18 protein-coding genes are annotated in these 22616 nt (G+C 44.0%); 3 read left to right on the top strand and 15 right to left on the bottom strand.

What is annotated here, in order from left to right; translation table 11 throughout:
* The first annotated feature begins 5 nt into the window (after positions 1 to 5).
* Positions 6 to 1307, top strand: a complete 1302-nt coding sequence (locus INP83_RS13735) for an MFS transporter (RefSeq protein ID WP_219124690.1) — start codon at positions 6 to 8, stop codon at positions 1305 to 1307.
* Positions 1308 to 1385: 78 nt separating this feature from the next.
* Here INP83_RS13735 and INP83_RS13730 read toward each other — a convergent pair whose 3' ends face one another.
* A complete protein-coding gene (locus tag INP83_RS13730; protein ID WP_219124689.1) occupies positions 1386 to 1829 on the bottom strand; it encodes a hypothetical protein in 444 nt (147 codons plus the stop codon).
* A gap of 309 nt (positions 1830 to 2138) precedes the next feature.
* Here INP83_RS13730 and INP83_RS13725 point away from each other — a divergent pair, with 309 nt between their 5' ends.
* Positions 2139 to 3293, top strand: coding sequence for a hypothetical protein (locus tag INP83_RS13725; RefSeq protein WP_219124688.1), 1155 nt, complete (start codon positions 2139 to 2141; stop codon positions 3291 to 3293).
* Positions 3294 to 3374: 81 nt separating this feature from the next.
* Here INP83_RS13725 and INP83_RS13720 read toward each other — a convergent pair whose 3' ends face one another.
* From INP83_RS13720 to INP83_RS13685, 8 genes are all read right to left on the bottom strand, one after another.
* A complete protein-coding gene (locus INP83_RS13720; protein WP_219124687.1) occupies positions 3375 to 4127 on the bottom strand; it encodes a ThuA domain-containing protein in 753 nt (250 codons plus the stop codon).
* Between the two features lie 17 nt (positions 4128 to 4144).
* On the bottom strand, positions 4145 to 5545 hold the full coding sequence (locus INP83_RS13715) for a serine/threonine-protein kinase (protein WP_219124686.1): 1401 nt from the start codon (positions 5543 to 5545) through the stop codon (positions 4145 to 4147).
* On the bottom strand, positions 5538 to 6329 hold the full coding sequence (locus tag INP83_RS13710) for an FHA domain-containing protein (protein ID WP_219124685.1): 792 nt from the start codon (positions 6327 to 6329) through the stop codon (positions 5538 to 5540). Before INP83_RS13710 ends, INP83_RS13715 begins: the two co-directional genes overlap by 8 nt.
* A 154-nt stretch (positions 6330 to 6483) precedes the next feature.
* A complete protein-coding gene (locus INP83_RS13705; protein WP_219124684.1) occupies positions 6484 to 10554 on the bottom strand; it encodes an FtsW/RodA/SpoVE family cell cycle protein in 4071 nt (1356 codons plus the stop codon).
* Positions 10541 to 12001: a PP2C family serine/threonine-protein phosphatase gene (locus INP83_RS13700; protein WP_219124683.1), complete on the bottom strand. Its 1461-nt coding sequence runs from the start codon at positions 11999 to 12001 to the stop codon at positions 10541 to 10543. The genes INP83_RS13705 and INP83_RS13700 overlap by 14 nt, the downstream gene beginning before the upstream one ends.
* A 94-nt stretch (positions 12002 to 12095) precedes the next feature.
* Positions 12096 to 13058, bottom strand: a complete 963-nt coding sequence (locus INP83_RS13695; RefSeq protein ID WP_146272153.1) for a hypothetical protein — start codon at positions 13056 to 13058, stop codon at positions 12096 to 12098.
* A 118-nt stretch (positions 13059 to 13176) separates the two neighbouring features.
* The gene (locus INP83_RS13690) at positions 13177 to 14553 is read right to left on the bottom strand and encodes a serine/threonine-protein kinase (RefSeq protein WP_219124682.1); all 1377 of its coding nucleotides are present in this window, start codon (positions 14551 to 14553) and stop codon (positions 13177 to 13179) included.
* A gap of 153 nt (positions 14554 to 14706) precedes the next feature.
* Positions 14707 to 15738, bottom strand: a complete 1032-nt coding sequence (locus INP83_RS13685) for an LLM class flavin-dependent oxidoreductase (RefSeq protein WP_219124681.1) — start codon at positions 15736 to 15738, stop codon at positions 14707 to 14709.
* 171 nt (positions 15739 to 15909) lie between these two features.
* On the opposite strand from INP83_RS13685, the gene INP83_RS13680 reads away from it, so the two are divergent.
* On the top strand, positions 15910 to 17370 hold the full coding sequence (locus INP83_RS13680; protein ID WP_219124680.1) for a YitT family protein: 1461 nt from the start codon (positions 15910 to 15912) through the stop codon (positions 17368 to 17370).
* A gap of 104 nt (positions 17371 to 17474) precedes the next feature.
* On the opposite strand, the gene INP83_RS13675 is transcribed toward INP83_RS13680, so the two are convergent.
* The 6 genes from INP83_RS13675 to INP83_RS13650 form a co-directional block, all read right to left on the bottom strand.
* Positions 17475 to 18521, bottom strand: a complete 1047-nt coding sequence (locus tag INP83_RS13675; RefSeq protein ID WP_219124679.1) for an adenylate/guanylate cyclase domain-containing protein — start codon at positions 18519 to 18521, stop codon at positions 17475 to 17477.
* Entirely contained in the window at positions 18521 to 18901 is a 381-nt protein-coding gene (locus INP83_RS13670; protein WP_219124678.1) for a response regulator, read from the bottom strand. Before INP83_RS13670 ends, INP83_RS13675 begins: the two co-directional genes overlap by 1 nt.
* A 64-nt stretch (positions 18902 to 18965) precedes the next feature.
* Positions 18966 to 20243, bottom strand: a complete 1278-nt coding sequence (locus INP83_RS13665) for a sensor histidine kinase (protein WP_255563156.1) — start codon at positions 20241 to 20243, stop codon at positions 18966 to 18968.
* Between the two features lie 82 nt (positions 20244 to 20325).
* Positions 20326 to 20808, bottom strand: coding sequence for a phosphatidylglycerophosphatase A (locus INP83_RS13660; RefSeq protein ID WP_219124676.1), 483 nt, complete (start codon positions 20806 to 20808; stop codon positions 20326 to 20328).
* A gap of 4 nt (positions 20809 to 20812) precedes the next feature.
* A complete protein-coding gene (locus INP83_RS13655) occupies positions 20813 to 21640 on the bottom strand; it encodes a DUF475 domain-containing protein (RefSeq protein WP_219124675.1) in 828 nt (275 codons plus the stop codon).
* Positions 21641 to 21648: 8 nt separating this feature from the next.
* On the bottom strand, positions 21649 to 22611 hold the full coding sequence (locus INP83_RS13650) for a hypothetical protein (protein WP_219124674.1): 963 nt from the start codon (positions 22609 to 22611) through the stop codon (positions 21649 to 21651).
* Positions 22612 to 22616: the final 5 nt, after the last annotated feature.

Here is a 22616-nt window from a genome sequence, read left to right as displayed (position 1 = left end):
ACATCATGGGCCAAACACAAAAAACTAACTACCGCTGGACGGTGGTTGTGCTGCTATTTTTTGCCACAACCATTAATTATCTCGACAGGCAGGTCATCGGCTTACTTAAGCCCACGCTTGAGAAGCAATTCAATTGGTCTGAGAAAGATTACAGCGATATAGTGATGGCTTTCCAGGCTGCTTATGCTGTTGGGCTGTTAGCGGTCGGTGCTTTTATAGATAAGCTTGGGACAAAACTGGGATACAGTTTGTCGCTCATCGTTTGGAGCGTTGCAGCAATGGCGCATGCGTTGGTGAAAGGCACATTTGGCTTTGGTGTGGTGCGTGCGGCCCTTGGTGCCGGCGAAAGCGGCAACTTTCCGGCAGCGGTAAAATCTATTGCAGAATGGTTCCCCAAAAAAGAAAGGGCCTTTGCAACCGGCATATTTAATTCCGGCGCTAATATTGGCGCAGTAGTGGCTCCTATTATGGTTCCGTGGATACTGGGTGTTTATGGCTGGCAAATGGCATTTATCATCACAGGTGCTGTAGGTTTCGTGTGGCTGATATTCTGGTGGATATATTACGAGATACCTTCCCGCCACAAAAAGGTTAATAATGCTGAACTTGAATACATCAATAGCGATGCTGAAGAAGAAACCGCAGAAAGTAAATTAGTTGAAAAGAAAATTGCCTGGACAAGTTTATTCAGCGTTAGACAAACGTGGACGCTTGTGATAGGAAAATTTTTAACAGACCCAATGTGGTACTTTTTCCTGTTCTGGTTACCCTCCTATTTCTCAAGCACCTTTAACCTCGATCTAAAGAAACCCACATTACCGCTCATCCTAATCTACACGGCGACGACTGTGGGCAGCATTGGCGGTGGTTACCTATCGTCATGGTTCATTAAAAAAGGTATGCCTGTATTTAGGGCACGCAAAACCGCTATGTTTATTTTTGCGCTTTGCGTAGTTCCCATCTTTACCGCCAGGTATGCTACCAATATTTGGCAATCGGTAGCCCTTATCAGTTTAGCTGCAGCAGCCCACCAGGCATGGAGCGCAAATATTTACACCACTGCATCAGATATTTTCCCTAAAAACGCAGTAAGTTCAGTTATTGGCATCGGTGGTATGGCGGGTTCGGTAGGCGGAATTTTGTTCCCATTTTTTATCGGCTGGATACTTGACGCGGCAAAAGCATCAGGAAATATCACTGCCGGTTATAATATACTTTTCACCATCTGTGCTTGTGCTTATATTGTTGCCTGGTTGTTGATGCATTTTTTAAATGCTAAGCCTAAAAGAATAATCCTAAATATTTAAAGAACCGTCACCTATTTATATCTAACAACAGGGCCCGCCATTAGCGGGCCCTGTTTGTTTACCGTCTATAACAATAACTTAAAAAGTGCTCCAGGTAAGTGAGTTTTTATCAAACAACACCCCATGTGAAAAATCAGCGGCGGTAGAAGTGCTGCCGTCTGCACATTTTGCTAATATAGCTACCCTGCCACCTGTTGCTGAAGATGGAATTGCAAGCGTTAAGCTATTAGTATAAGTGGTACCGCTCGGTGGTGGCAGGCTTGGACCGGTTGTGTTCCAATACCCACCGATACCATAAGAACTGGCTGAACTTGGGTTCCATTCTATGGTTATTGAATAGGCTGAAAAAGATGTAACATGAATGTTGAGCACAGCCCCACATGCGGGGAAATCTTGCTGTAAAGATGCTGCATTTCTCTTAGCAGCCTTCTTCAGAGGAGGTTTAGTGTCAACAGGAGTAAATGAAGGTAAAGCAAATAGCATAACAGCTATCAGCGATGATAACATAAGGTTCCTTTTCATAAAAATAATGTTTAATTGGTTAAAAATGAGGACGCAAGAACTTTATTGACGGCAATTACATAAATCTAAAGATAATATTTAATCAAAAAATAATATTATGATTAAATTTTTAATCATTGAGCAATTAAGAACAGGCGGTTATAACTAAGTCTTCTAAATGTTAAAAAGTGTGAAATATTCCACATTGGCGTATTTCACAATTGTTAGTTGTTATCTTTATCTCATCCGGCGGCTAAAAAAAGCGCTCTGCTATTGTTTCTGATAGGATCCCCTACGCCTATGCGTTCACCTTATCAATGGCAATTTACTATGATTGATCGTATACGTTTATCGCTTCTAAAAATTTCAGTTCTTGTCGCACTGGCTTTTAGCACAGCAACCGCCAGTGCGCAATTGTCAGCATCCCTACCTTACAAGGACAATGCTATTGACTCACTATCTGCTAACTCATCTTATATTGACGAGCAAGCTTTTACAGCATCTAAAGCAGCAAAGTTGTCGAGCATTTTTGATGATGTTAATGAAAACTCCCTGCAAAAAAAGGTATCTGTAAGTCTTAATAATTCCAGAGACCGCAGGCAATTGATGGATTATCTGAAACAGCTTGAGATAGGTGATAACAACGCTGCAGGTAATGAAGCGCGAAATAAAACGCTGTTCAAGTTTGCAAACCTTTTCGCAAGATTGAAACTTTATCCCCTGGCGATGAAGTGCTTCTTTAAAACGTTACAGAAGGATAAAAAGCTGAAAGACAATGAGGAAGCCGCTGCTGTAGACAGCCTGGAAATAGATACCAGCCAAAACACTGATCTGCCGATCAACACCAAAGACGATTCCTTAGCATACGTTCAAAGCCTGCAGGTTCGGAGTGATAAATCAAAAAGAACCACTTACGAAAATATTTCGGGTACGTTTAACGATGGGAAACAAGCGGTGGCCTATGCACTGCTTTTTCATGTAAAGCAGCCTTCGCCGGGCAAAAAGAAAGTGCACGTACTGGCTTATACCGGGCATACCTATATTACATTGATCAAATACAACACAGATTCTACTTACGTTTCATGCTCATTTGGTTTTTACCCTAAAAAAGACCATTTATTCTCCGCAACACCCTGGTTCCCGTCAACGTCGTCGCAATTCAAAAATGATGCGGGACACAAATGGGATGAGATCATCGGGAAGTTTATTTCCAGGAAAAGTTTTGAAAAGATCCTGAAGCTCACTAAAGAATACAATGACGTGGATTACCACCTGAGTTATAACAACTGCACCGATTTTTCACTGCAGGCGGCAGGTGTAGCCGGCATCAGCATCAGCAATACGGATGGTAAATGGTTTATGGGGCATGGCAATAATCCCGGAGTAACCGGCCAAAGCATTCTGCAGGGAGGTTATGGCACTACCGATAAACAACCTGTTACTACTTTATTCAAAAGCTTAAACACTTCCGTAACGGAAAAATAAGTCTAAAACCTTAGCCGAAAGTCCGAAGTGAAGTTTAGTAATTGTTAATAAAAAGACTTAGGACTTTAAATTCAAGACTTATTACTTCCCTCCAACCGCCCAGAAAATGGCATTGGTGAACAATTTGGTGTAAGCCGGATTATCAAACAACCTGGGCGAATGTCCCATAAAAATGTAAACATTCCGGGCTTTGTACTTAGGGTTTGTCCATACAACCGGGTGATCGCCCATTTTGATATTGCCGTTAGGTTGATAAGTACGCTCATCAACGCTGGCAAGTACCTTAACATTTGGCCGTGGGCTTTTATCGTAAGTATACCACTCCTCCTGTTTTATTAAGAAGTTAGCGGGGATGCCGCGCATTACCGGATGTTGCCTGTCCTCGACCTTGACCTCGCCGGACGCGAAAGTGGCGATGTAATCTTTGAACTTAATATCGCCCATAAAGTGGTAAAACCACTCCCACATCGGGAACCCGTCAAACTCCCCCAATAGCGTAGCGTGATGAAAACCTATCCAACCTCCCCTGCCGCTATTAATGTACTGTTCAAAAGTCTTTACCGCTTTCTCCTTCCAACCGTAAGGCGGATAATCTAACTGGATAAATAGTTTATACTGGCTGAGATAAGCAGAATCAATGTTATTGGTATTCTCGATGTAATCAACCGTAAAACCACGTTTGGCAGCAAGTTGGTTTAGCCACACCCTTGCTCTTTTAGAGTATTCAACGTGATGACCACCGTTCTCATAAATTGCCAGTACTTTGAAAGATTTGTGTTGCGCAAAACATGCGAAATTCATCAAAAACAAGCACGATAAAAACAGTGATCTCATCTTAAAGTATTGTAGTATCAGAAAATCCCCAGGAACTTCTTACGTTTTTTCTTCTTGACCGGTGGTGCCACCTTTACAGAATCAGCCCAGACTTTTTTAGCTTTCCAAACTCTTTTTTTAGATGCAAGCAGGGCTTGTCGGGCATGGGCAACACTATCATAATTATACTGTTTAGGTACATACGGTGGCCGCAAATAGTTTACAGCGGGTACGTACACTACATTGCTGTTACCGGCAGGACTCCTGAAGAATGCATATAATGATATAGCTACGAATATCAGCCCGACGGTTATAATAGCGCCAAGCGTTTTGCGGGGCATGATAACGGTTGCCCGATTACGCTCGTACATACCTTTGTTACCGTTAAAATGAGCGCCGGTTTCTTTTGCAAGGGTTTGCAGTGCGGCCAGTTGGCGGTTCTTTTCCGCGTCCTCTTTCTCAAACTGTTCAACAAGTTTTCTTAGTCGTTCATTCTCAGCAAGTATCGCAGCGTTGCCAGCTTTACTTTCTCCGGAGAAATTGGCTTCAACAACAGCATCCAACAATTCAACACCACTTGCGTAACGGTCTTCGGGTTGCTTTTGCAGGCACTTATCTATAATGGCCAACAACCAGCGTGGCAACTGCATTTCCTGGTCGCGCTTTTCTTCTGTCCAGGTACGGGGCAGATTGTTCTGACGCATAATGCGCAGATCTGGCACAGGTGATTCAAGGTGGGCCATGCGCACGTTGTTGCGGGCGGTTTCACCGTCACCCGTAAGTGGGAACGGCACAGTGCCAGTGAGCATTTCGTATAAGATGATACCATAAGCATAAACATCAGATTGCGGCAACATCATGCCATCTGTTTGCTCTGGTGCCATAAATTCTATAGCCCCGGCATGCCTGATGCTGGTACGGCGCTCCTCATCGGTAAGGATGGCCAAACCAAAATCTATCAGTATGTAATTGCCTGTTTGGGCATTGTATTTAACGTTATTGCTTTTAACATCGCCATGCTTGATGCCTATCTTATGGCAATGTGCCAAAGCCCCAGCCAACTGATAAGCAAGGCGAATAGTTTCTTTGATGGTAAATACGCGATCGTTAGGTGGTTGGAGCAGATCACATAGATCGGGGCCATCAATATACTCCATCTCAATATATGGCAACGATCCGCTCTCGGTTATCCCCGAGCTCAAGATTTTAACCACATTAGGATTAGGCACCTCATTAACCTTCTGCAGTTTGCCAACCTCGTTAATAAAGTTGCGGTAGTTGCGGTCTTCGGTGTTTTCTGCATAAACAGGCGTGGGTAATATCTTCACCGCGGTGATCATTGGCCCCATGCGCCGGCCTTTATATACCGATCCCTGCCCGCCTGTGCGTAACGCACCCAGGTTCTCTAATCCTTCGGTTATGGTAAATATTTTACTCATTGCCTGCTGGTTGATAGCTAAACTCCAAAACTGCTGACTGACCTAAAATGATTTGGTCGCCTTCCAGCAATTGATGACCAATATGGGTAGAGCTTAGTTTGATCACGTCCTCGCTTTTTTCTGAACGGATCTTTATTTTATTCCTCGGCGGGATACCACCCTCATCTGCATAAATATAAAACTTCCCGGCCTCATCGCTCCACTCGATGTGTGCATGCTGGCGACTTACATACTTGTTAGCCTCATCGGCTGCATCACTGGGGAATGCAATGTGGTTGGTGCGGAAAAAGCCGTCATCGGCCTGTGCTTTTTTATCCCTGCCGATATTGATCTTGTCTTTACCGGATTGGATGTGATACGCTTTCTGTTCCGCCTCTCCACCCAAAACGCGAATGTAGGCAGAGGCAGATTGTTTGATGAAGTTGCTGCCGGTTTTAATAAAAAATGCAGCGTCTACAGTTTTAGCGGGCACCACTTCTGCCGGCAGTTCCTCGTCAAATATCACATCCAGTTGCCAGTTCTGAGGAAGGTTTACTGCATAGTCATCGGCAATCCGCTGTACTTCGTCTTTAAAAACTTCCGGTTCTTCGGTATGCACCGCAGCCTCGTAAAGCGATTTATCTGCCGCAGGGGCGTTGATGTACAAGTTTAAGCCGCGGATGTTACCACCTTCGCCACCTTCTGCCTTCTGCAACTCCTGTTTAATAAATTGAAGCAGTTCGTACCGTATACCTTTAACATCAGACGGCCGATCCGACTTATCGCTTTTAAAAAAATTGAACATCCTATCCTGTAAAGTAATGTATCTAAATTTAAGTGCTTTACTGACCTTAATCCTAAATATCTCGCTAATAAAATAACGGCTTAACGTTTACTTCTACCATCATTAAGCCCCGCACTGGCATACGGCATTGCACTTACTACCATAAACCAACGCATTATTCAGTTGTTTGGTCTGTAATACTTTTAATGTAGCCTTTTTCTTTCAGGAACGGTATTACATGCCGCCCTGCAAGTTTTACCGCATCAGACGACCCCTTGGTTGATTCTATCCTCACGCAAACTACCATATTACCAGTTCCGTTTGCCTTGGGCGCGAAGAATACGTACCAGCCATCGTTTATCTGCTCGCCTTTCCAGACGCGCTCCGGCGTACCGGTTTTACCGGCAACCGCAAGGCCCAGCGTATATACCTTAGGAGCGCTTTGTTCTATCATGTAATGGCGCATCAGCTCTGCATAGCGAGGATCGTTTATCAGCTTAACACCCGGTTTTACCTGCGTTGCAGAATCGCTTACTTTAAGTACATAACGGTTTTGCGGCATGGTGCCATTATTGGCAATACCGGCAGCCATGCGTGCAACAGCGGCAGGCGTAGCTATCAACTCGCCCTGACCCCAGGCCATACCGGAGATACCTTTGGCCCTTGTTTTACGAATGTTATTTGGATTGTATCTCGGCTTGGTATTGAACTCCGTTTTACGCCAAAGCTCGCGCCACTTTTCTTCCTGCTGAGCATTCTCTTTATCGCGGCCGTAATAATAACCACCAACGCCGCGTAAGAACATTCCGGTTTTTAGATAAACAGTTGCCATATTTTCCTGCAGGTGCTCCTCGTTAGCCAGCTTGATGAAGTAAACGTTGTTTGATTTTGCAACAGCACGCTCCAACGTAATTACACCGGTTTCATCGGGCTCCAAACCTTTGGTACGGATACGCTCATAGCTTGCCACGTTAAATTTGCGGTTAGCCGCGGCCATACCCAGTTTATTGAACGATGCAATAGAAGTTGCCAGCTTTGCCGTTGAACCGGGTTGCGTTGCCAAAGTAAAACCAAGATCTTGTGTGGTCATCCAGCCGGCGAGTTGATTTTGGTCGGCATAGCTCATGGTCAGCTTTTCCCAATCGTGTACAGGTGGTAATGGGTAAGTGGCCGAAGTAAGCACATCCCCAGTATTGGATTCCATTACCACTACCGATACCCGGTTATCCAGTAACGATGTATCCTGTGCTATTGAATTTTCTATTTCGGTTTGCAATTGCGCATCCATGGTAAGCCTAACATCGCGGTTTCGCTTTTTAAAGGCTTCTACTTCCTTACTATTAATGCCCGCAAGTAATAAAGGCGCAATGGCGCTGTAATCTCGTTTTACAACTGTCATTTCCTTAACGCCCCTTGCCAGGAACCTATCTTCCCGATACCGGTTAGCGGTTACGTTAAATTTCTCAGTAGGCATTTGGAAACCTCGCAGTTCTGCAGCATGTTCATACTCCGCGAAGTAGCCATTAGGGCTGCCGTTGAAAACGCCGGTGTTGGCATCGCCTATCCAAAAGAACATTTTATCATCAAAAGGATAATACCTATCCAAACGCTTGTGCATAGCCGAATCAATATTGTAATCAGCCGCACCGGCAAGCACCAATTTACGATGCTGTTGCTTCACCAGGTTAGGATCGCTGGTTGCCAATAGAACGCCATCACGATCATAAAGGTTACCGGCCTCCAGTCGGTTCATTAATATGGCAATGCGCGGGTTGTAGCTAAACATCCTTGCGCCGCTTTTATCGGCCACCAATGATGGCTTAACCACCCATTTTTTGTTATTGAATGAATATCTTGATACACTAACCGACAACAGCACCACACCACTTAAGGCTGCCATAAGTGCCGGAACCAGGTTTTTGTCCTGTTGCTGTGAAATATAATTCATTTGCACAGGCGTACCTCTAACCTTTGAAGCCGATAGTAAAAATCCTGATGCCAGCAAGTTAGCCACCAATGACGAACCACCGTAACTTTCAAACGGCAACGATACGCCGGATAGCGGTAACGCTCCTGTGGAACCACCTGCAATTAGCAAGAACTGCACAAAGGTTGATACCCCTATGCCCGCACACAAGTAAAACAAAAATGGTGTACCCGTTCGCCGGCCGATGATGATTGATCGATGCAGGTAGAGCAGGAAAAGGATGAAAATACAGGTCATGCCCGTCCACCCGAACTCTTCGCTCATAGATGGTAATATCATATCGGTATGCGCCTCAGGGATAGTTTTGGCAAAGCCTTCGCCCACGCCCTGACCTGCAACACCACCGCTGGACATAGCCCAAAGCCCGTTCGCTACCTGGTCGCCACCATAAACTTCGTTATTCCAGGCATCCTGCCAAATGGCTTTACGGTCTACCAGACGTTGTACCGGACCAGGGAATAACTTACCTAATAAAGGCACTTGGTCTATCGTAACAAACGCTGCCATGATAACCAGCACCATAATGGCCGATTCGCTTAACGATCGGCGGTTGAACAGCATCATTAACGAAACTGCAGCAGCGGTAATAAGCGCGGCAAGCCAAACGTTTTTTACAAACCAGCTTACCAGCACATACAGCACAACGGCTATCGCCATGAACATGAAATCGCCGCGCGAAAACGAGAACAAAACAATAAACGTAAAAAGTACCACCATTGCCGGCCCAAGGTCGCCCAGGATAAGGAACAGGAACAACGTTACCAGTATGGCTATCAGCGCGAAAGAGAAAAACTGCCAGCGTTTGTTCCAACTTGTGTACTCGCTGATGAGCTTTTCGTTGGCCGCAAAGAAACCGGCCAGGAACAGGATGATCAAATATTTTACGATCTCGCTCGGTTGAAACCCAAATAAGTTAACCTTTACGCCGCTACCCTCGGGCCCGGTACCAAACTTGATGGTAAGCGCCAGTAAGGTTGCCGCTAAGGCTACCCAAGGCCAGCCGTTTGCTGCCGCCCTGTTCTGTTTAAATACCAAAATGCGATACACCCATGAATCGGGTGTAAAACGGCGAAGGCTGAAAAACAGCATCACCAACATGGCAACCAACCCAATGCCTAAGTAGAATAGCATATCCTTAGCCAGGAAACGGTCGCGGAGAGGATCCTGTAAACTGAGTAAGGTAATAAATGATAATCCCGTCAAAGTCATGATAACCGGCAGGATCAGTTGATCGGCACTCCTGAAGCCTATTGACAATACAATGTGCACCACCAAAAAGGCACCTAAAAAGCTGCCGACTATGATATAAAACCAGTGATTAAAATCGTCAACAGTACGTATGGTTAACGATTTTTCTTTTTTAAGAATATTAAAATCGCGGGTTGAGAACAAGCGAATGGTGTGCGGCTGCTGGTTAAAAGTGAAAGTGGCATCATCATCCAGTTCCTGCACACCCTGCGATGTGCCAAACTGGTAACCGGGCTGCAAAGGCAATACTTTAAACGCTTTGCCGTTTGGCAGATGCGTAAACTGCGCAACGCCTTGCTCATTGGTGCGGGCGTAGGCAATCAATTCCTGTAAGTGCGGCCTGCCGGCGCTATCTGGTGTAAACACTTTAGTGAAACCATTACCATTCTCACGAGTGCGTTTTACTTCTTCTATTTCCTCATCGTTGTAAATACTATCTTTCGGCAATATCATCTGCAGCCGTACCAATACACCGTCAACGGGTTGTTCTTTACTTACGATGTTTGCAGCGATAGTTCCGCTGCCCATCTCAAGATCGGTACTTTGAGGCACCTGCCTTGGGTTAGATTTCTCGCTTACAAATAACAACGAATCCGCGCCGGTGTATCCCAGTAAAGCCCTTGAAGCTTCTACCCTGCTTTTAAAAGATTTGCCACCCTGTGCAAAGGCATCATCGGCAACAATAAAATATTTGCGTTTATTAAGCTCACCAATATTATCAATCTGCAAATGGTTATCGGTAGCGTTTGCAACAGTTGCAGTAATAAGGTCAATATCCTTTTTATCCTCAAAGTAATAGCCTTTGGTAAGCAGGCGCTTGAGCTGACCTGCAGGGTCGCCGGCGTTAAGGTTTATCATGGTGCCGTCTTGCAAGCGTTGATCTACATCAGTAAAGCGGGTTTGCAAAACGGTGTGTAAACGGAGGAAAAGACATACAAATAATGCCGTTAACAGAACAATGAAAATGCGCTCGGTCCACCGGCCGGGTTGTTGCACTTTATCTGCCTCCATTTGCTTTTGCAGTGGTTTTAGGTTTAGCAGTATTGGTGTTTGTAATGATCATAGGGAAACTTTCCGTGATGTTTTTGTCCTGGGCAAACACATAGTTATTGCGCACCGGCAAACGGCAATTGCTGAACTGCACGTTCACTAAAGACAAGCCGTTATTAGCAAATTCAACTGCCACATCAAAGTCTTTAAACTTAAGGTTCTCAATTACAATAACTTTGGCTTTGCCGCCTAAAGCCAATGCAGGGCCATGGTAAGCCGTATCGCGCTGCACAACAAAATTGCCCTTGGTTTTTAAATAAAGCGTATCCTGATCTATGTGCAAGGTATCGGTTAACATTACCGGTTGTTTAAAAGCCGTATCGGTTAATACAAGTGTATCACCTTTAAAGGCATCTATGGCATCTTGTAGCTTCACTTCGTTATCATTACGCAGCTTTGCGGTATCGGCAATTGGCTTTGTTACCTTTGCAGGTGTTTGCCCTTTTATAAACAGCCAAACTGTGCTTCCTAAAAACAACAGGCACAATAGCCCTAATATTACGGTTAACCCGCTGTTTCCGCTTTTACGCATCTGAGGTTCAGTATTTTTTGTGGATGGTTTAATAGCTTCCTGGTTTGTTCTTTCTTTATTCTCCTCGGGCTCCTCTGCTCGTTTTACCTGGTTGGTTACCGGCGCCACTGCCTGGGGCTGATATCGAGGTTTATCATTATGAACTAAAACAACGGTTACATTATCGCGCCCGCCGTTGTTATTGGCAGTGGCGATAAGCTCACGAGCTTTTTCCTGTAAGGAGACGTTTAAAGTTAGTATCGATAAAATACCCTCTTTGTCTACCAGATCGGTTAGGCCATCGCTGCAAAGCAAAAGCAGATCCCCCGGCAAAAATGGAGAATCGCCGGTTTCAACAAAGCTATCATCTGTCTCTACCTGGTTGCTAAAGCCTAAGGCTTTATTTATCTCATTACGCTTTGGGTGGTTCATGGCGGCATCTTCAGTCAGCCTGCCGCTATCCTCTAAAAACCCAACAAAAGAGTGGTCTTTTGATATTTTGACTAACGATTGATCTCGCAGCAGGTATAAACGGGTATCCCCTACGTGAGCATAATAAAAGCGGTTATTTTCGATATCCGCTATGGCCATTGTGGCTACGCAAGCCATGCTTTCCAACGCTTTATCTTCCGCTTTTTTTGCAGCTATATCCCGGCTTGCCTGCTTAAAGGCCTCAATCATTCCTTCGATGATATTGGCCTGTGGCTTACTAAGCTGTTCTGTAAAAACGGTCTGCGCAATCTCGGCAGCAACTTCGCCGCCATTGTATCCGCCAACGCCATCAATTACTGCAGCAAGCACATACTTGTCATGCATTACTTTGCGGGCAACAAATGTATCTTCATTGTTGCTGCGTACCCTGCCGGTATCGGTTTGTCCAAAATAGTTTTCAGCCATTGCGTTTACCTGATCTTTTAATATCAGCAAAGTGGGTGAGCAGCATTAGCCCGCCAATTACCAATAAGCCTATGGATAATATTTGTGACATTGATTATGCTTTAAACAGGTTTAAACCTATAATGCCGTTAAGCAGCATGCGCGAGTTAACCGGTAACTCAACCCATTTGGGCGAGTTAATGTCACTTCGCTCTACTTTAACCTCATTAAGTGTGGTCATCTCTCCGAATGATGCCAGGTAAAATTTACCATCAGAACGGTTATATTTAAGCTGCAAATGCGGGGCATTAACCCAATCAGACGGTATGGTGAATATGTTTGAGTCTTCGCGCGTCTCCTCGCTGCCTGATACAATGATCTCATCGTCTTTCATCAGGTATTCAACTTTTTTACCGGCAAATTGCTGATCGGGAATGATAGTTTCCAGTTTGGCAATGCTATCTTTTGGCGACTTGGTAGATGCTTTTTTCTCTTCTTCAGCAGCTTGCAGGTTATCCTCGTAAGGTATTTCAAAATAACCCTCGCTGTAATAATTAAAGCCTTTTAGCACATCCTGGCTAACATCAAAAGTTTGGGCAATACCGGTTTGACGGGGTATGAAAGTTACCCGCAGGTTCTGCTCTTTAATTGGCTCATTATTATCAGGTAGCAGCTTGCCAATAAAACCTTTATCGCCGCGGGCATAATCCGGGTGCGATACTAGCCTGAAAACCCATTTAGAGCCGGATGGCTTTACCGTTTTGCCTGCATCACGGTACTCTTTTAATATCTCGTAGAACTTCTCTACCGTTTCCTGAACTATGAGGCCGAATATGCCTTGTTTATCAGCAATAAATTCTTTGTAATCATCAGGGTTAAAGCTGATGATGAACTCATGATAAAACACCACCCTATCAGCAAATGATAGCTGTTTAATAGATTCCCTAAATTTTTCTACGATGTAGCTGTAAACAGTATCTGGCGTGAGGGCGTTTGCCTTAGCCTTTTCGGTGGTCTCGTTAGTAAGAAACCAATCTTGTATACCAATGCGTTGCCAAAAGTTAGGTGTAGATGCCATTAAGGTTAATTCAAAAGTTAAAAGTCGAAATTTAAAAGATGAACAAGCCGTTGAAAAAACTTGTCGATCTTTAATATTTTGCTATAGTTTCATTGAACACATTTAGTAAACAGATGTTTTACTGTTCGGGCTGTGTTACGATGGTATCCTGCTGCTGATTGTTTACGCTGTCTGTTGATAGCCTTTGTGGTTCTGTAACCGGCTTTCTTACAACCGGGGTATCTCGCTTAGCCGGCATCGTATCTGGCTGGGCACTTTGGCTTTGCGGATACTTTGAACCGTAATCAACACCGCCTGTGTCGGGCTTGTTTTGTATCGTATCTTCACTTGCTTGCTTGCTTTGCCCCTGCTTTTTAAGGAAAGTTGCATAGACTGAAAAACCCATAAACAACACTATTAATACTATTAACGTATAATAGTATGGCTTGGAAAGCGACACGCGCGATTCATCGTCTACCGGCTCTTCATAAGCCGGTTGAGGTGGTGGGCCGGTTTGCTGGTATTGCAACAAAAGGTTATGCAAACGTTCATTCTCGCTGCGTAGGGCGGCATTGCTTAGGCCACCGTTGAAATCGTGGCTATCTGCAGCAGACAAACTACCACGTATGATGGCGTCATGCAATTCTGTGCCGTTCTTGAACCGCTTATCCGGATCTTTCTGCAAGCATTTATCAATAATTTTTAGCAACCACTGCGGTACCTGCATCTCCTGCGCCTTTTTCTCATCGCTCCAGGATGCAGGCAAGGCGGCGCGGCGTGCATTCAGCAGATCAGGAACAGGCGATTCGATGTGTGCCAGCATCACCTGGTTACGTGCGCTATCGCCATGCCCTTTTGATGGGAAAGGCACCTCGCCGGTAAGCAACTCATAAAGTATGATGCCGTAGCTATAGATATCGGTCTCCAGCAGCATCTTACCTTCGTGCTGCTCTGGTGCCATAAACTCCACGGCACCGGCATGCCTGATGCTTGTACGGCGCTGCTCCTCGGTCATCACGGCAAGGCCAAAATCCAAGAGCACGTAGTTGCCGGTATGTACGTTATATTTTACGTTGTTGCTTTTTACATCGCCATGCTTTACCCCAATCCTATGGCAATGTGCAAGAGCGCTTGAAAGCTGGTCGGCCACGCGGATGGCCTCCTTAAGCATAAATATTTTATCATGAGGCTCTTTCAACAATTCACACAGATCGGGGCCATCTATGTACTCCATCTCTATAAAAGGGAAAGATCCGCTATCGGTAAGCCCCCAGCTAAGTATCTTCACCACATTGGGGTTAGGCTCCTCGTTTACCTTTTGCAGTTTGGTAACCTCGTTTTTAAAATTGCGGTAATTGCGGTCGTCATCGCTCTCATTAAGTATCGGCGTTGGCATCAACTTAATAGCGGTAAGCACAGGCCCCATACGCCGGCCTTTATAAACGGAACCCTGTCCGCCTGTGCTCATGGCACCTAAATTTTCAAGTCCTTCGGTTATGGTAAAAACTTTGCTCATGGATAGATATTTTCCGTATAGGTAATGGCAATTTACAGACTAATGTACATTTTATCACACCATTTTGTTGTGATAATTTTAAATGGATTAAAATTTAACCCACCAAAAAGCCCGTTGCTTTTGCAAGCAACGGGCAACACAACACATTTAAACCTACTGGTTTAAAGGCGCATATGCCGATTTACGAATAACATCGGCAAATAACTTTACTGAATACATGCGCGATTGATGATCAAATATGGGCGAAGTTGCCATTACCTCATCAACACCAGTCTCTTCAATAAAACTTCCCAGCTTATCTTTTATTGTCTCCGCACTGCCAACAAACGAGTAAGCCAGCATTTGCATTACGGCCTCCTCTTCGTATGGCGACCATATAGCATCCATGTCTTTTACGGGCGGTGGAAGCAACTGTCTGCGGCCTGTTACAACGCCTAAAAACATTTGTTTCATGGATGTTGCCAGGCGCTCGGCTTCCGGGTCGGTATCTGCAGCGATCACATTAATGCATGAGATCACGTATGGTTCTTTAAGGTGATCAGACGGTCGGAAATTATCCCGGTAGATCGTTATCGCTTCCCTGAAATAAGTTGGTGCAAAATGGCTGGCAAAAGCATAAGGTAAACCCATAGCTGCGGCAACCTTGGCACTATCAGTGCTTGAGCCCAGTACCCAGATAGGGATATCCAAGCCCTCGCCCGGGTTGGCCCTTACCTTGCTGTTCGCGTTATCAGCAGAAAAGAATGTTTGCAACCTTAAAATATCTTTAGGGAAATTTTGTACCGCATTAAAATTTTCGCCACGGATAGCTAAAGCTGTAAGCTGATCAGTTCCAGGCGCACGGCCAAGGCCAAGATCTATCCTGCCGGGATAAAGTGACTCAAGCGTACCGAATTGCTCGGCTATGATCAATGGCGCATGATTAGGTAACATGATACCGCCGGATCCTACACGGATCTTTGAAGTACCGCCGGCAACATAGCCTATCAATATAGAGGTTGCAGAACTTGCCACACTGATCATGTTATGATGTTCGGCAAACCAATAGCGCGTATAGCCAACCTTTTCGGCTAACTGTGCAACCTCAAGACTTGATTTGAAACTGGTACCGGGTGTGCCACCCTGCACCACAGGTGCCAAATCAAGAATAGAATATTTTATGTCAGATAATTTTTTTGTAATCATAATTAATGTCCTGATGGCAAGTCTCAAACATGCCTACCACAAATTTACGGTGAATAAAGCACCGTAGGACTGCTTTTAATGTTATATGACGTTGCGGGTACACTGGGACATAGTGGTGACAAAGCGGGTTATGTTAATCAAAATCCATGGAGTATTTAATATCTTAGCAACATGATCAACAGCCCGGAGGGACAGCACATTGTAAACCGACTCAAAACTGAGCTGCCGGCGCATTTTCACTATCACAATATTGATCATACGCTGGATGTCTACAACGCTGCTGCCAGCATTGCCGAAAAAGAAAAGTTAAGTGAAATAGATAAGCGTTTATTGTTAGTTGCAGCTTTGTATCATGACAGCGGTTACCTTAACCAAATTAAAGATCACGAGAAAGCTTCATGCGATATAGCGCGGGATGCTCTACTAAATTTCGGTTATACCAGTGAGGAGATAGACCGTATCTGTGCCATCATCATGGCAACACAATTGCCTCAACAGCCCAAAAACCATTTGGAAGAAATTATTTGTGATGCTGACCTGGATTATTTAGGCCGCGAGGATTTCATTAGCACAGGTAATAAACTTTACCTGGAGATGAAGGCGATAGGTGGCATAAACGATAAAAAAGCGTGGGATACATTGCAAATTACCTTTCTCACGCAGCACCGTTATTTCACCAAAGCATCTGTTGAAAACAAGGAGCCGAAAAAACAAGAAAATTTAAGAGCTTTACAAAACCAAACACCTATTGCCGAAATGAGTACAGCGCCAACTGCTAAATCAATCATTACCGACACAATTTACACCATTGCAGGTATCCTGTTCTGTGGTTTTGCCCTTAAAAGCTTTTTGATCCCCAATGCTTTTTTTGACGGTGGTGTAACGGGTATCTCTCTATTAATACACGAACTTTACCACGTTAACATAGCCTACGTTATCATCCTGGCTAATATCCCTTTTATTGTTATGGGGATGTTCCAGGTGAATAAAACTTTTGCCATACGTACACTTTTGGCTATTATAGGCCTGGCCCTTTGTATCCTTTATATTCCCTATCCAGATAAGATCACATCCGATAAATTGCTGGTATCTATATTCGGTGGCGTTTTTATGGGTACAGGTATCGGGTTGGCTATCCGCGGAGGTTGCGCCCTCGATGGTATTGAAGTATTGGCCCTTTATACTGGTAAGCGCATCAGTTTCACTATCAGCGAGATCATTTTAGGTATTAATATCATCATTTTCCTGATAGCGGCTTTTGAGGTTGGCTTTACCACCTCGTTATATTCTATTATCACCTATTTCACCGCATCGCGGATGATCAACTTCGTTATTGAAGGCTTGGAGGAATACACCGGCGTTACTATCATATCCGGCCAAAACCAGGCTATAAAGGAAATGCTGGTTATGCAGTTGGGCCGCGGCATCACCATTTATAAAGGTGAGCGTGGGTTTTTGAAAGAAAACTTTGATGTTCACCATCCCGTGGATATCGTGTTCACCGTTGTTACCCGCCTGGAGCTACGCCGACTTAAGGACATGGTGCACGATATCGATCCTAAGGCTTTTATCTTCACCAGTATCATTAAAGAAGCTGCTGGTGGTGTTTTAAAGAGAAGAGCGAGACACTAATGTTGAGGAATTCTAAAAGCTAAGATCTAAACTCTAAAGTCTAAGCGTAATTGCGACGTACGGGATAATTTTGACTTTTTAATTTCGCCTTTTGACTCAATACCCTATTCCACCACCTCAAAAGTATTTACCGGCAAAGCCTTATTTTTTAGCATAAATTCCCCGTTTTCTTTGCAGTGGAAAGATTCCTTGGCCTTTTCATACACGGCTTCAGTGATAATGATCTGGCCGGCTTTGGCAATGCCTTGCAGGCGTTGGGCAAGATTTACAGAGTCGCCTATCACGGTATAATCAAGTCGTTTTAAGGATGCCGAGCCAATGTTACCAGATACCATCTCGCCCGAGTTGATGCCTACCGATATTTCAGGTTTGAAAACCTTACCGTTGCCTGCATCTATTTCAGCCTCGTTGGCTAATTGCTGCTTAACGGCTAAGGCAGTATCAATTGCCCTATCTAAATGATATTCTCCACGAAATACGGCCATAATAGCATCACCCATAAATTTATCTACGTGGCCGCCTTGATTAATGATCTCCTTTACAATTTTATCAAACAGGCCATTCAGCAGGTTTACCACGGTATTTGCTGCAACGTGCTCAGTAATGGCAGTAAAGCCGCAAACATCTACGAACATTACAGTGGCCTCAAGCAACTCATTTTTCATGAGGCTGTTTTCGGCCTCCTTATGGGTCATAAAATTGAGCACGTTTTCATCTACGTACATCTTCAGGATGTTATTTTCCTTGATAGCTTTAAGGGTTTCCTGCAGCTGACGTACGTGCGTAATGGTCTTTTGCATGGTAAGGTCAAGATCATCAAAATCCACCGGCTTCATAATAAAATCGAACGCACCACGGTTCATGGCGGTGCGAATGTTCTGCATGTCGCCGTAGGCAGATACAACAACAGCCTTTAATGTAGGGTTAGCTTCCGGCAGGCGCGATAGCAGCGTTAAGCCGTCCATCACCGGCATATTGATGTCAGAAAGGATAATGTCCAGATCAGGGTGTTCTTTTATACGCTCAAGCGCTTCGGCCCCGTTCTGCGCAAAGATAAACTCGTATTCACTCTCCCTTATCTTGCGCCTAAACTTCTGTTTTACCAGCACTTCCAGGTCTGCTTCGTCATCTACTACCAGTATCTTAGCCATTACTCGCTAATTGTTTTTAGTTTCTCTTTTAACAAATTGAAATCAAGCGGTTTTGTGAGAAAATCATTCGCCCCTTTCTCCATTGCCTTCTTGTAATTTTCCTCATCGCCGTAGGCAGTAACCATCATCACAACCGGTGGAGGCGGCATAGGGAAATCTTCACGGATATGTCCCAACAATTCTATACCACTCATGCCTGGCATGTTGATATCTGAAAGGATTAGCACAACTTCAGAATGTTTCTCTTTCAGGTATTCAAGCGCTTCCTCGCCGGAATGGGCAAAGTCAAGTTCTATTTCATTATTGCGGATCTCTTTCCTGAAACGCTGCAAAAACAACGGCTGCACATCCTCCTCGTCGTCTACTACTAATATCTTCATGCGAAAGTAACTATTGATTTAAGATAATTGCTGTTTAATCGAATTAATGAACGGCTGATCAAGATCAGGCAACTGGCAGTGTAATAATAAACTCCGAGCCTTCGCCCTCTTTACTGTTTATGTTGATAGTGCCTTTATGCGCCTTCACGATTATATCGTAGCTTAATGAAAGGCCTAAACCTGTACCCTCACCTGCCGGCTTAGTGGTAAAAAACGGCTGCATGATCTTATCTTTGATAGCATCGGGTATACCGGTACCGTTATCGCGAACGATAATCTCTACATTGTTTCCAGGCAACACCTTTGTAGAGACCTCTACCTTCGGTTTGAAATCCCCACCTACAGTTTTTTGTTTTTGATGCACCGCGTAGAACGCATTAGTGAACATATTCAGTAAAACGCGGCCAACATCCTGCGATACCATATTTACCAAAGGCAAGTGCTCATCAAAGTTGCTCACCAATTCAGCATTAAATGATTTGTCTTTTGCCCTTAAACCATGATAGGCCAACCGGAAATATTCATCAGCAATGGTATTAAGGTTGGTTGGCTCTTTAATATTGCTGCTGGCGCGACTATGTTGCAACATCCCTTTCACAATGCCATCCGCCCGTTTACCGTGGTGGCGTATCTTCTCCAGGTTTTGCTTTATGTCGGCAGCTATCGCATTCGCTTCTTCCATATCGCCTTTGGCAATTTCGGCTTCCATCTCGTCTATAAGTTCCATACTTACTTCCGAGAAATTATTTACAAAGTTCAGTGGATTTTGTATCTCATGAGCTATCCCTGCGGTAAGTTCACCCAACGAAGCCAGTTTTTCCTGCTGGATCAATTGAGCTTGCGTTGCTTTCAGCTCTTTTACCGTTTCTTCAAGCGCATTGCGTTGGTTGGTTATTTCTGCAGTACGCTCAGCAACCATAGCTTCCAGCTCATTTTTCCGAAGGTTGATCCGGGCAATTTCATCCAATTGCTTTTTGGATGTAGCTATTTTCACATAAATGTAACCGAAGGCTACGGCGTAAGCACACTGAAAGAAATCATCATATTTATCGTAAAAACTTTCGCTTATAAGATAAACCAGTTCAACTATAGGAGCTACAACAACCAAAGGATAGTGCGCCCTTAGGAGAACACCATAAGGTTTAAATATTGGTTCTTTATGAAGATAATATAACACTCCGGCTAAAGAAACCGCCCCAATAATGCCAGCTACTTCATCATTTATGCCGCTACTGCCAAGAACGATCATCAGGCCGAGCGCGCCCCAACCTATGAGGTTTAACTTTAAATTCCATTTATAAAAATAATCTGTAAACTTCAACGACTTACGAAGCCGTATCATTAATAAGAAAATAGCAATAAATGGAAAAGCGTACATAGTGCGGTTTAAATTTAACCTAAGGTAACTATTTATTTATACTCAATTACCTAATGTTTAAATCTAACGAAGCATTTCCATGCAGATGTAAGAAATGCACGATCACCTGCAGAACAATATTGCCATAAACGCCTGCCAGCACATCATCCATCATTACTCCCGTACCACCTTTTAAGGCTTCCATTTTACGGATACCCAAAGGCTTTAAAATATCGAAGAAGCGGAACAATACAAAGCCTATTAAAAGGTAATAAATATTGGCAGGAACAAAGAGCATGGTCACCATCATTCCCGCTACCTCATCTATAACTACGCGATAACTGTCCTTACCCCAAAAAGGCTCTACCTTGTTGCCTACATATATACCTAAAAGCGTTACAATAACGGTTGCTAATACCAGCCATATAGGGTTTACCGCCCAGGACTGCAGCCATAACAGGTAAATGAACGGGCAGGTGACCAAAGCGGCCAACGTACCGCCACCTTTAACGTAACCAATGCCAAAAATAGATGCAATTAGCTTGTTCATCCAATTACTTTTTATCGGTTACATGCTCAGCTTCCTCTGCAACCTCAGGCTCCTTTAAACTCTTTTTAGGGAAATTAAAAAAGACAGAAGTGAGCACCGGAATGATAAATACCGCTACCGTGAAGATAGACACTGCGGCATCAGCTATTTCACTCTCCAGGAATTTACCTACCGTAGATTCCGGATAAAAATGTACATATAACGATGCCGTTAACTTGATACCTAAAACACCTATAACGATAAAGGCAATGGTTTCCAGAAAACTGAATTTTTCCATCAGTTTCACAAACGCCTGTGCTACAAAACGCATAGCCAGTATACCTATAAACACCCCTGTGTAGATCAAAAATTTATGATCTGTAAAAGCTACAGCTGCAAAAACGTTATCGATCGAGAAAGCTAAGTCCATTAACTCTACAAGCGCCACGGTTGCCCAAAAATTGCCTATTAAACCAACGGTTGATTTATACAGCCAGTTCTTGTTCTTGTCAACAGATTCTTCGCCTTCATCCTCTGTATCATTCTTCTTAGAGGCCTTGCCTTTAAAATAATCGAAGGCCAGGTAAAGCAGGTACAAGCCACCCAACGGTTTTAACCACCAGATCTCTACCAGCCATGCGGCTAAAAATAAACACAAACCACGCAGCACATAAGCTCCGATAATACCATAGCGCAAAGCCCTTGCGCGTTGCTCTTTGGGCAGATCGAGCACCATGGTAGCCAGCACAGCAGCATTATCTACCGATAAAAGACTTTCGATAACAATAAGGTTAAGAATGATAAGCAGGCCGGCCTTTATATCGTCGCCAAGCAGCGTGTGTAAAATATCCATTTGGGGGTTTAAATAATGTCTGTATTTAACATGGTTTTCAAAATATTAGCCTGAACGTCAAAAGCATTAATATGCTCAAGGAAATTCACGTCAGCTATTTTTTTATAATTATCTGCCAGCAACGCTGCGATGTTATCCGGCAGGTTGGTTTTTATTAAACCGGCTTTTCCTGTTAGCTGTATGTTTTTATCCCGCAGTTCGCGCATCATCCGTTCACGTTTGCTTACAGTGTTTTTGAGATCGAGGTTACCCAGTTTGGACACATCGCAAAAAAGTAACACATTGTTTAATGGCGAAAATATAAAATGCCTGTTCACATCAGCAAACTTATATACCTCCAGTACCAGGTCATTGGCACGCAGGCCGCAGTAAAACTCTATCTTGAAATCATACTTGCAAAGCGTGCCCATTAGTTTACGCCCGATGGTTGCATACTCGTTGCTGTAAACCTCTGCGGGTGTGTAAGCCAGCAGATCATAAACCAATTCTGTTGATACATTAAAAAAGTAATCGGCAGAATAGTGTAAACTGAATTTGTTGATATTGCCTGTAAACGGATAATCTGATAGATTATCAGACAATACCTTGAACAACTTCCGTAACGACTGGCTCATCTTTAGCGCCTGCCTTTGCTTATCATTTACAAATGTATGTTCGGTATAAGCCGAATCTTCCATTTGCTCGATAAGCTGATTGTTGAGGGCAACCTCGTCGAGCAGCAGGTCGGCGTTAGCCTCATTGCCTTTTTTTATTGTTTTCAGCAGGTCTATCAGGCTTTGAGTAAACTGGAGATGAAACATCTCCAGTTGATTAATGTCAAGTTCGGGGTTGGTTTGAAAAAGCTGGTGAAGCACTTGCGTGCGCAGGTAAATCTTATAAATGATATCGTTATTGAAAAAAACCGAAAGCAGCTGTAGTTTGCTGATTATCCGGGTAGACGCATTTAATATATTTAACCTGTTCTCATCCATATTTA

Origin of the sequence: Mucilaginibacter sp. 21P, assembly GCF_019331605.1 — a bacterium.
Taxonomy (GTDB): domain Bacteria; phylum Bacteroidota; class Bacteroidia; order Sphingobacteriales; family Sphingobacteriaceae; genus Mucilaginibacter; species Mucilaginibacter achroorhodeus.
Note: the sequence above shows the minus strand (reverse complement) of the source record. Positions and strands in the feature narration are given on the sequence as shown.

Coding starts and splice junctions, on each gene's coding strand:
- INP83_RS13735 (WP_219124690.1), top strand. CDS start 6: ATGGGCCAAACACAAAAAACTAACTACCGCTGGACGGTGGTTGTGCTG.
- INP83_RS13730 (WP_219124689.1), bottom strand. CDS start 1,829: ATGAAAAGGAACCTTATGTTATCATCGCTGATAGCTGTTATGCTATTT.
- INP83_RS13725 (WP_219124688.1), top strand. CDS start 2,139: ATGATTGATCGTATACGTTTATCGCTTCTAAAAATTTCAGTTCTTGTC.
- INP83_RS13720 (WP_219124687.1), bottom strand. CDS start 4,127: ATGAGATCACTGTTTTTATCGTGCTTGTTTTTGATGAATTTCGCATGT.
- INP83_RS13715 (WP_219124686.1), bottom strand. CDS start 5,545: ATGAGTAAAATATTTACCATAACCGAAGGATTAGAGAACCTGGGTGCG.
- INP83_RS13710 (WP_219124685.1), bottom strand. CDS start 6,329: ATGTTCAATTTTTTTAAAAGCGATAAGTCGGATCGGCCGTCTGATGTT.
- INP83_RS13705 (WP_219124684.1), bottom strand. CDS start 10,554: ATGGAGGCAGATAAAGTGCAACAACCCGGCCGGTGGACCGAGCGCATT.
- INP83_RS13700 (WP_219124683.1), bottom strand. CDS start 12,001: ATGGCTGAAAACTATTTTGGACAAACCGATACCGGCAGGGTACGCAGC.
- INP83_RS13695 (WP_146272153.1), bottom strand. CDS start 13,058: ATGGCATCTACACCTAACTTTTGGCAACGCATTGGTATACAAGATTGG.
- INP83_RS13690 (WP_219124682.1), bottom strand. CDS start 14,553: ATGAGCAAAGTTTTTACCATAACCGAAGGACTTGAAAATTTAGGTGCC.
- INP83_RS13685 (WP_219124681.1), bottom strand. CDS start 15,738: ATGATTACAAAAAAATTATCTGACATAAAATATTCTATTCTTGATTTG.
- INP83_RS13680 (WP_219124680.1), top strand. CDS start 15,910: ATGATCAACAGCCCGGAGGGACAGCACATTGTAAACCGACTCAAAACT.
- INP83_RS13675 (WP_219124679.1), bottom strand. CDS start 18,521: ATGGCTAAGATACTGGTAGTAGATGACGAAGCAGACCTGGAAGTGCTG.
- INP83_RS13670 (WP_219124678.1), bottom strand. CDS start 18,901: ATGAAGATATTAGTAGTAGACGACGAGGAGGATGTGCAGCCGTTGTTT.
- INP83_RS13665 (WP_255563156.1), bottom strand. CDS start 20,243: ATGATACGGCTTCGTAAGTCGTTGAAGTTTACAGATTATTTTTATAAA.
- INP83_RS13660 (WP_219124676.1), bottom strand. CDS start 20,808: ATGAACAAGCTAATTGCATCTATTTTTGGCATTGGTTACGTTAAAGGT.
- INP83_RS13655 (WP_219124675.1), bottom strand. CDS start 21,640: ATGGATATTTTACACACGCTGCTTGGCGACGATATAAAGGCCGGCCTG.
- INP83_RS13650 (WP_219124674.1), bottom strand. CDS start 22,611: ATGGATGAGAACAGGTTAAATATATTAAATGCGTCTACCCGGATAATC.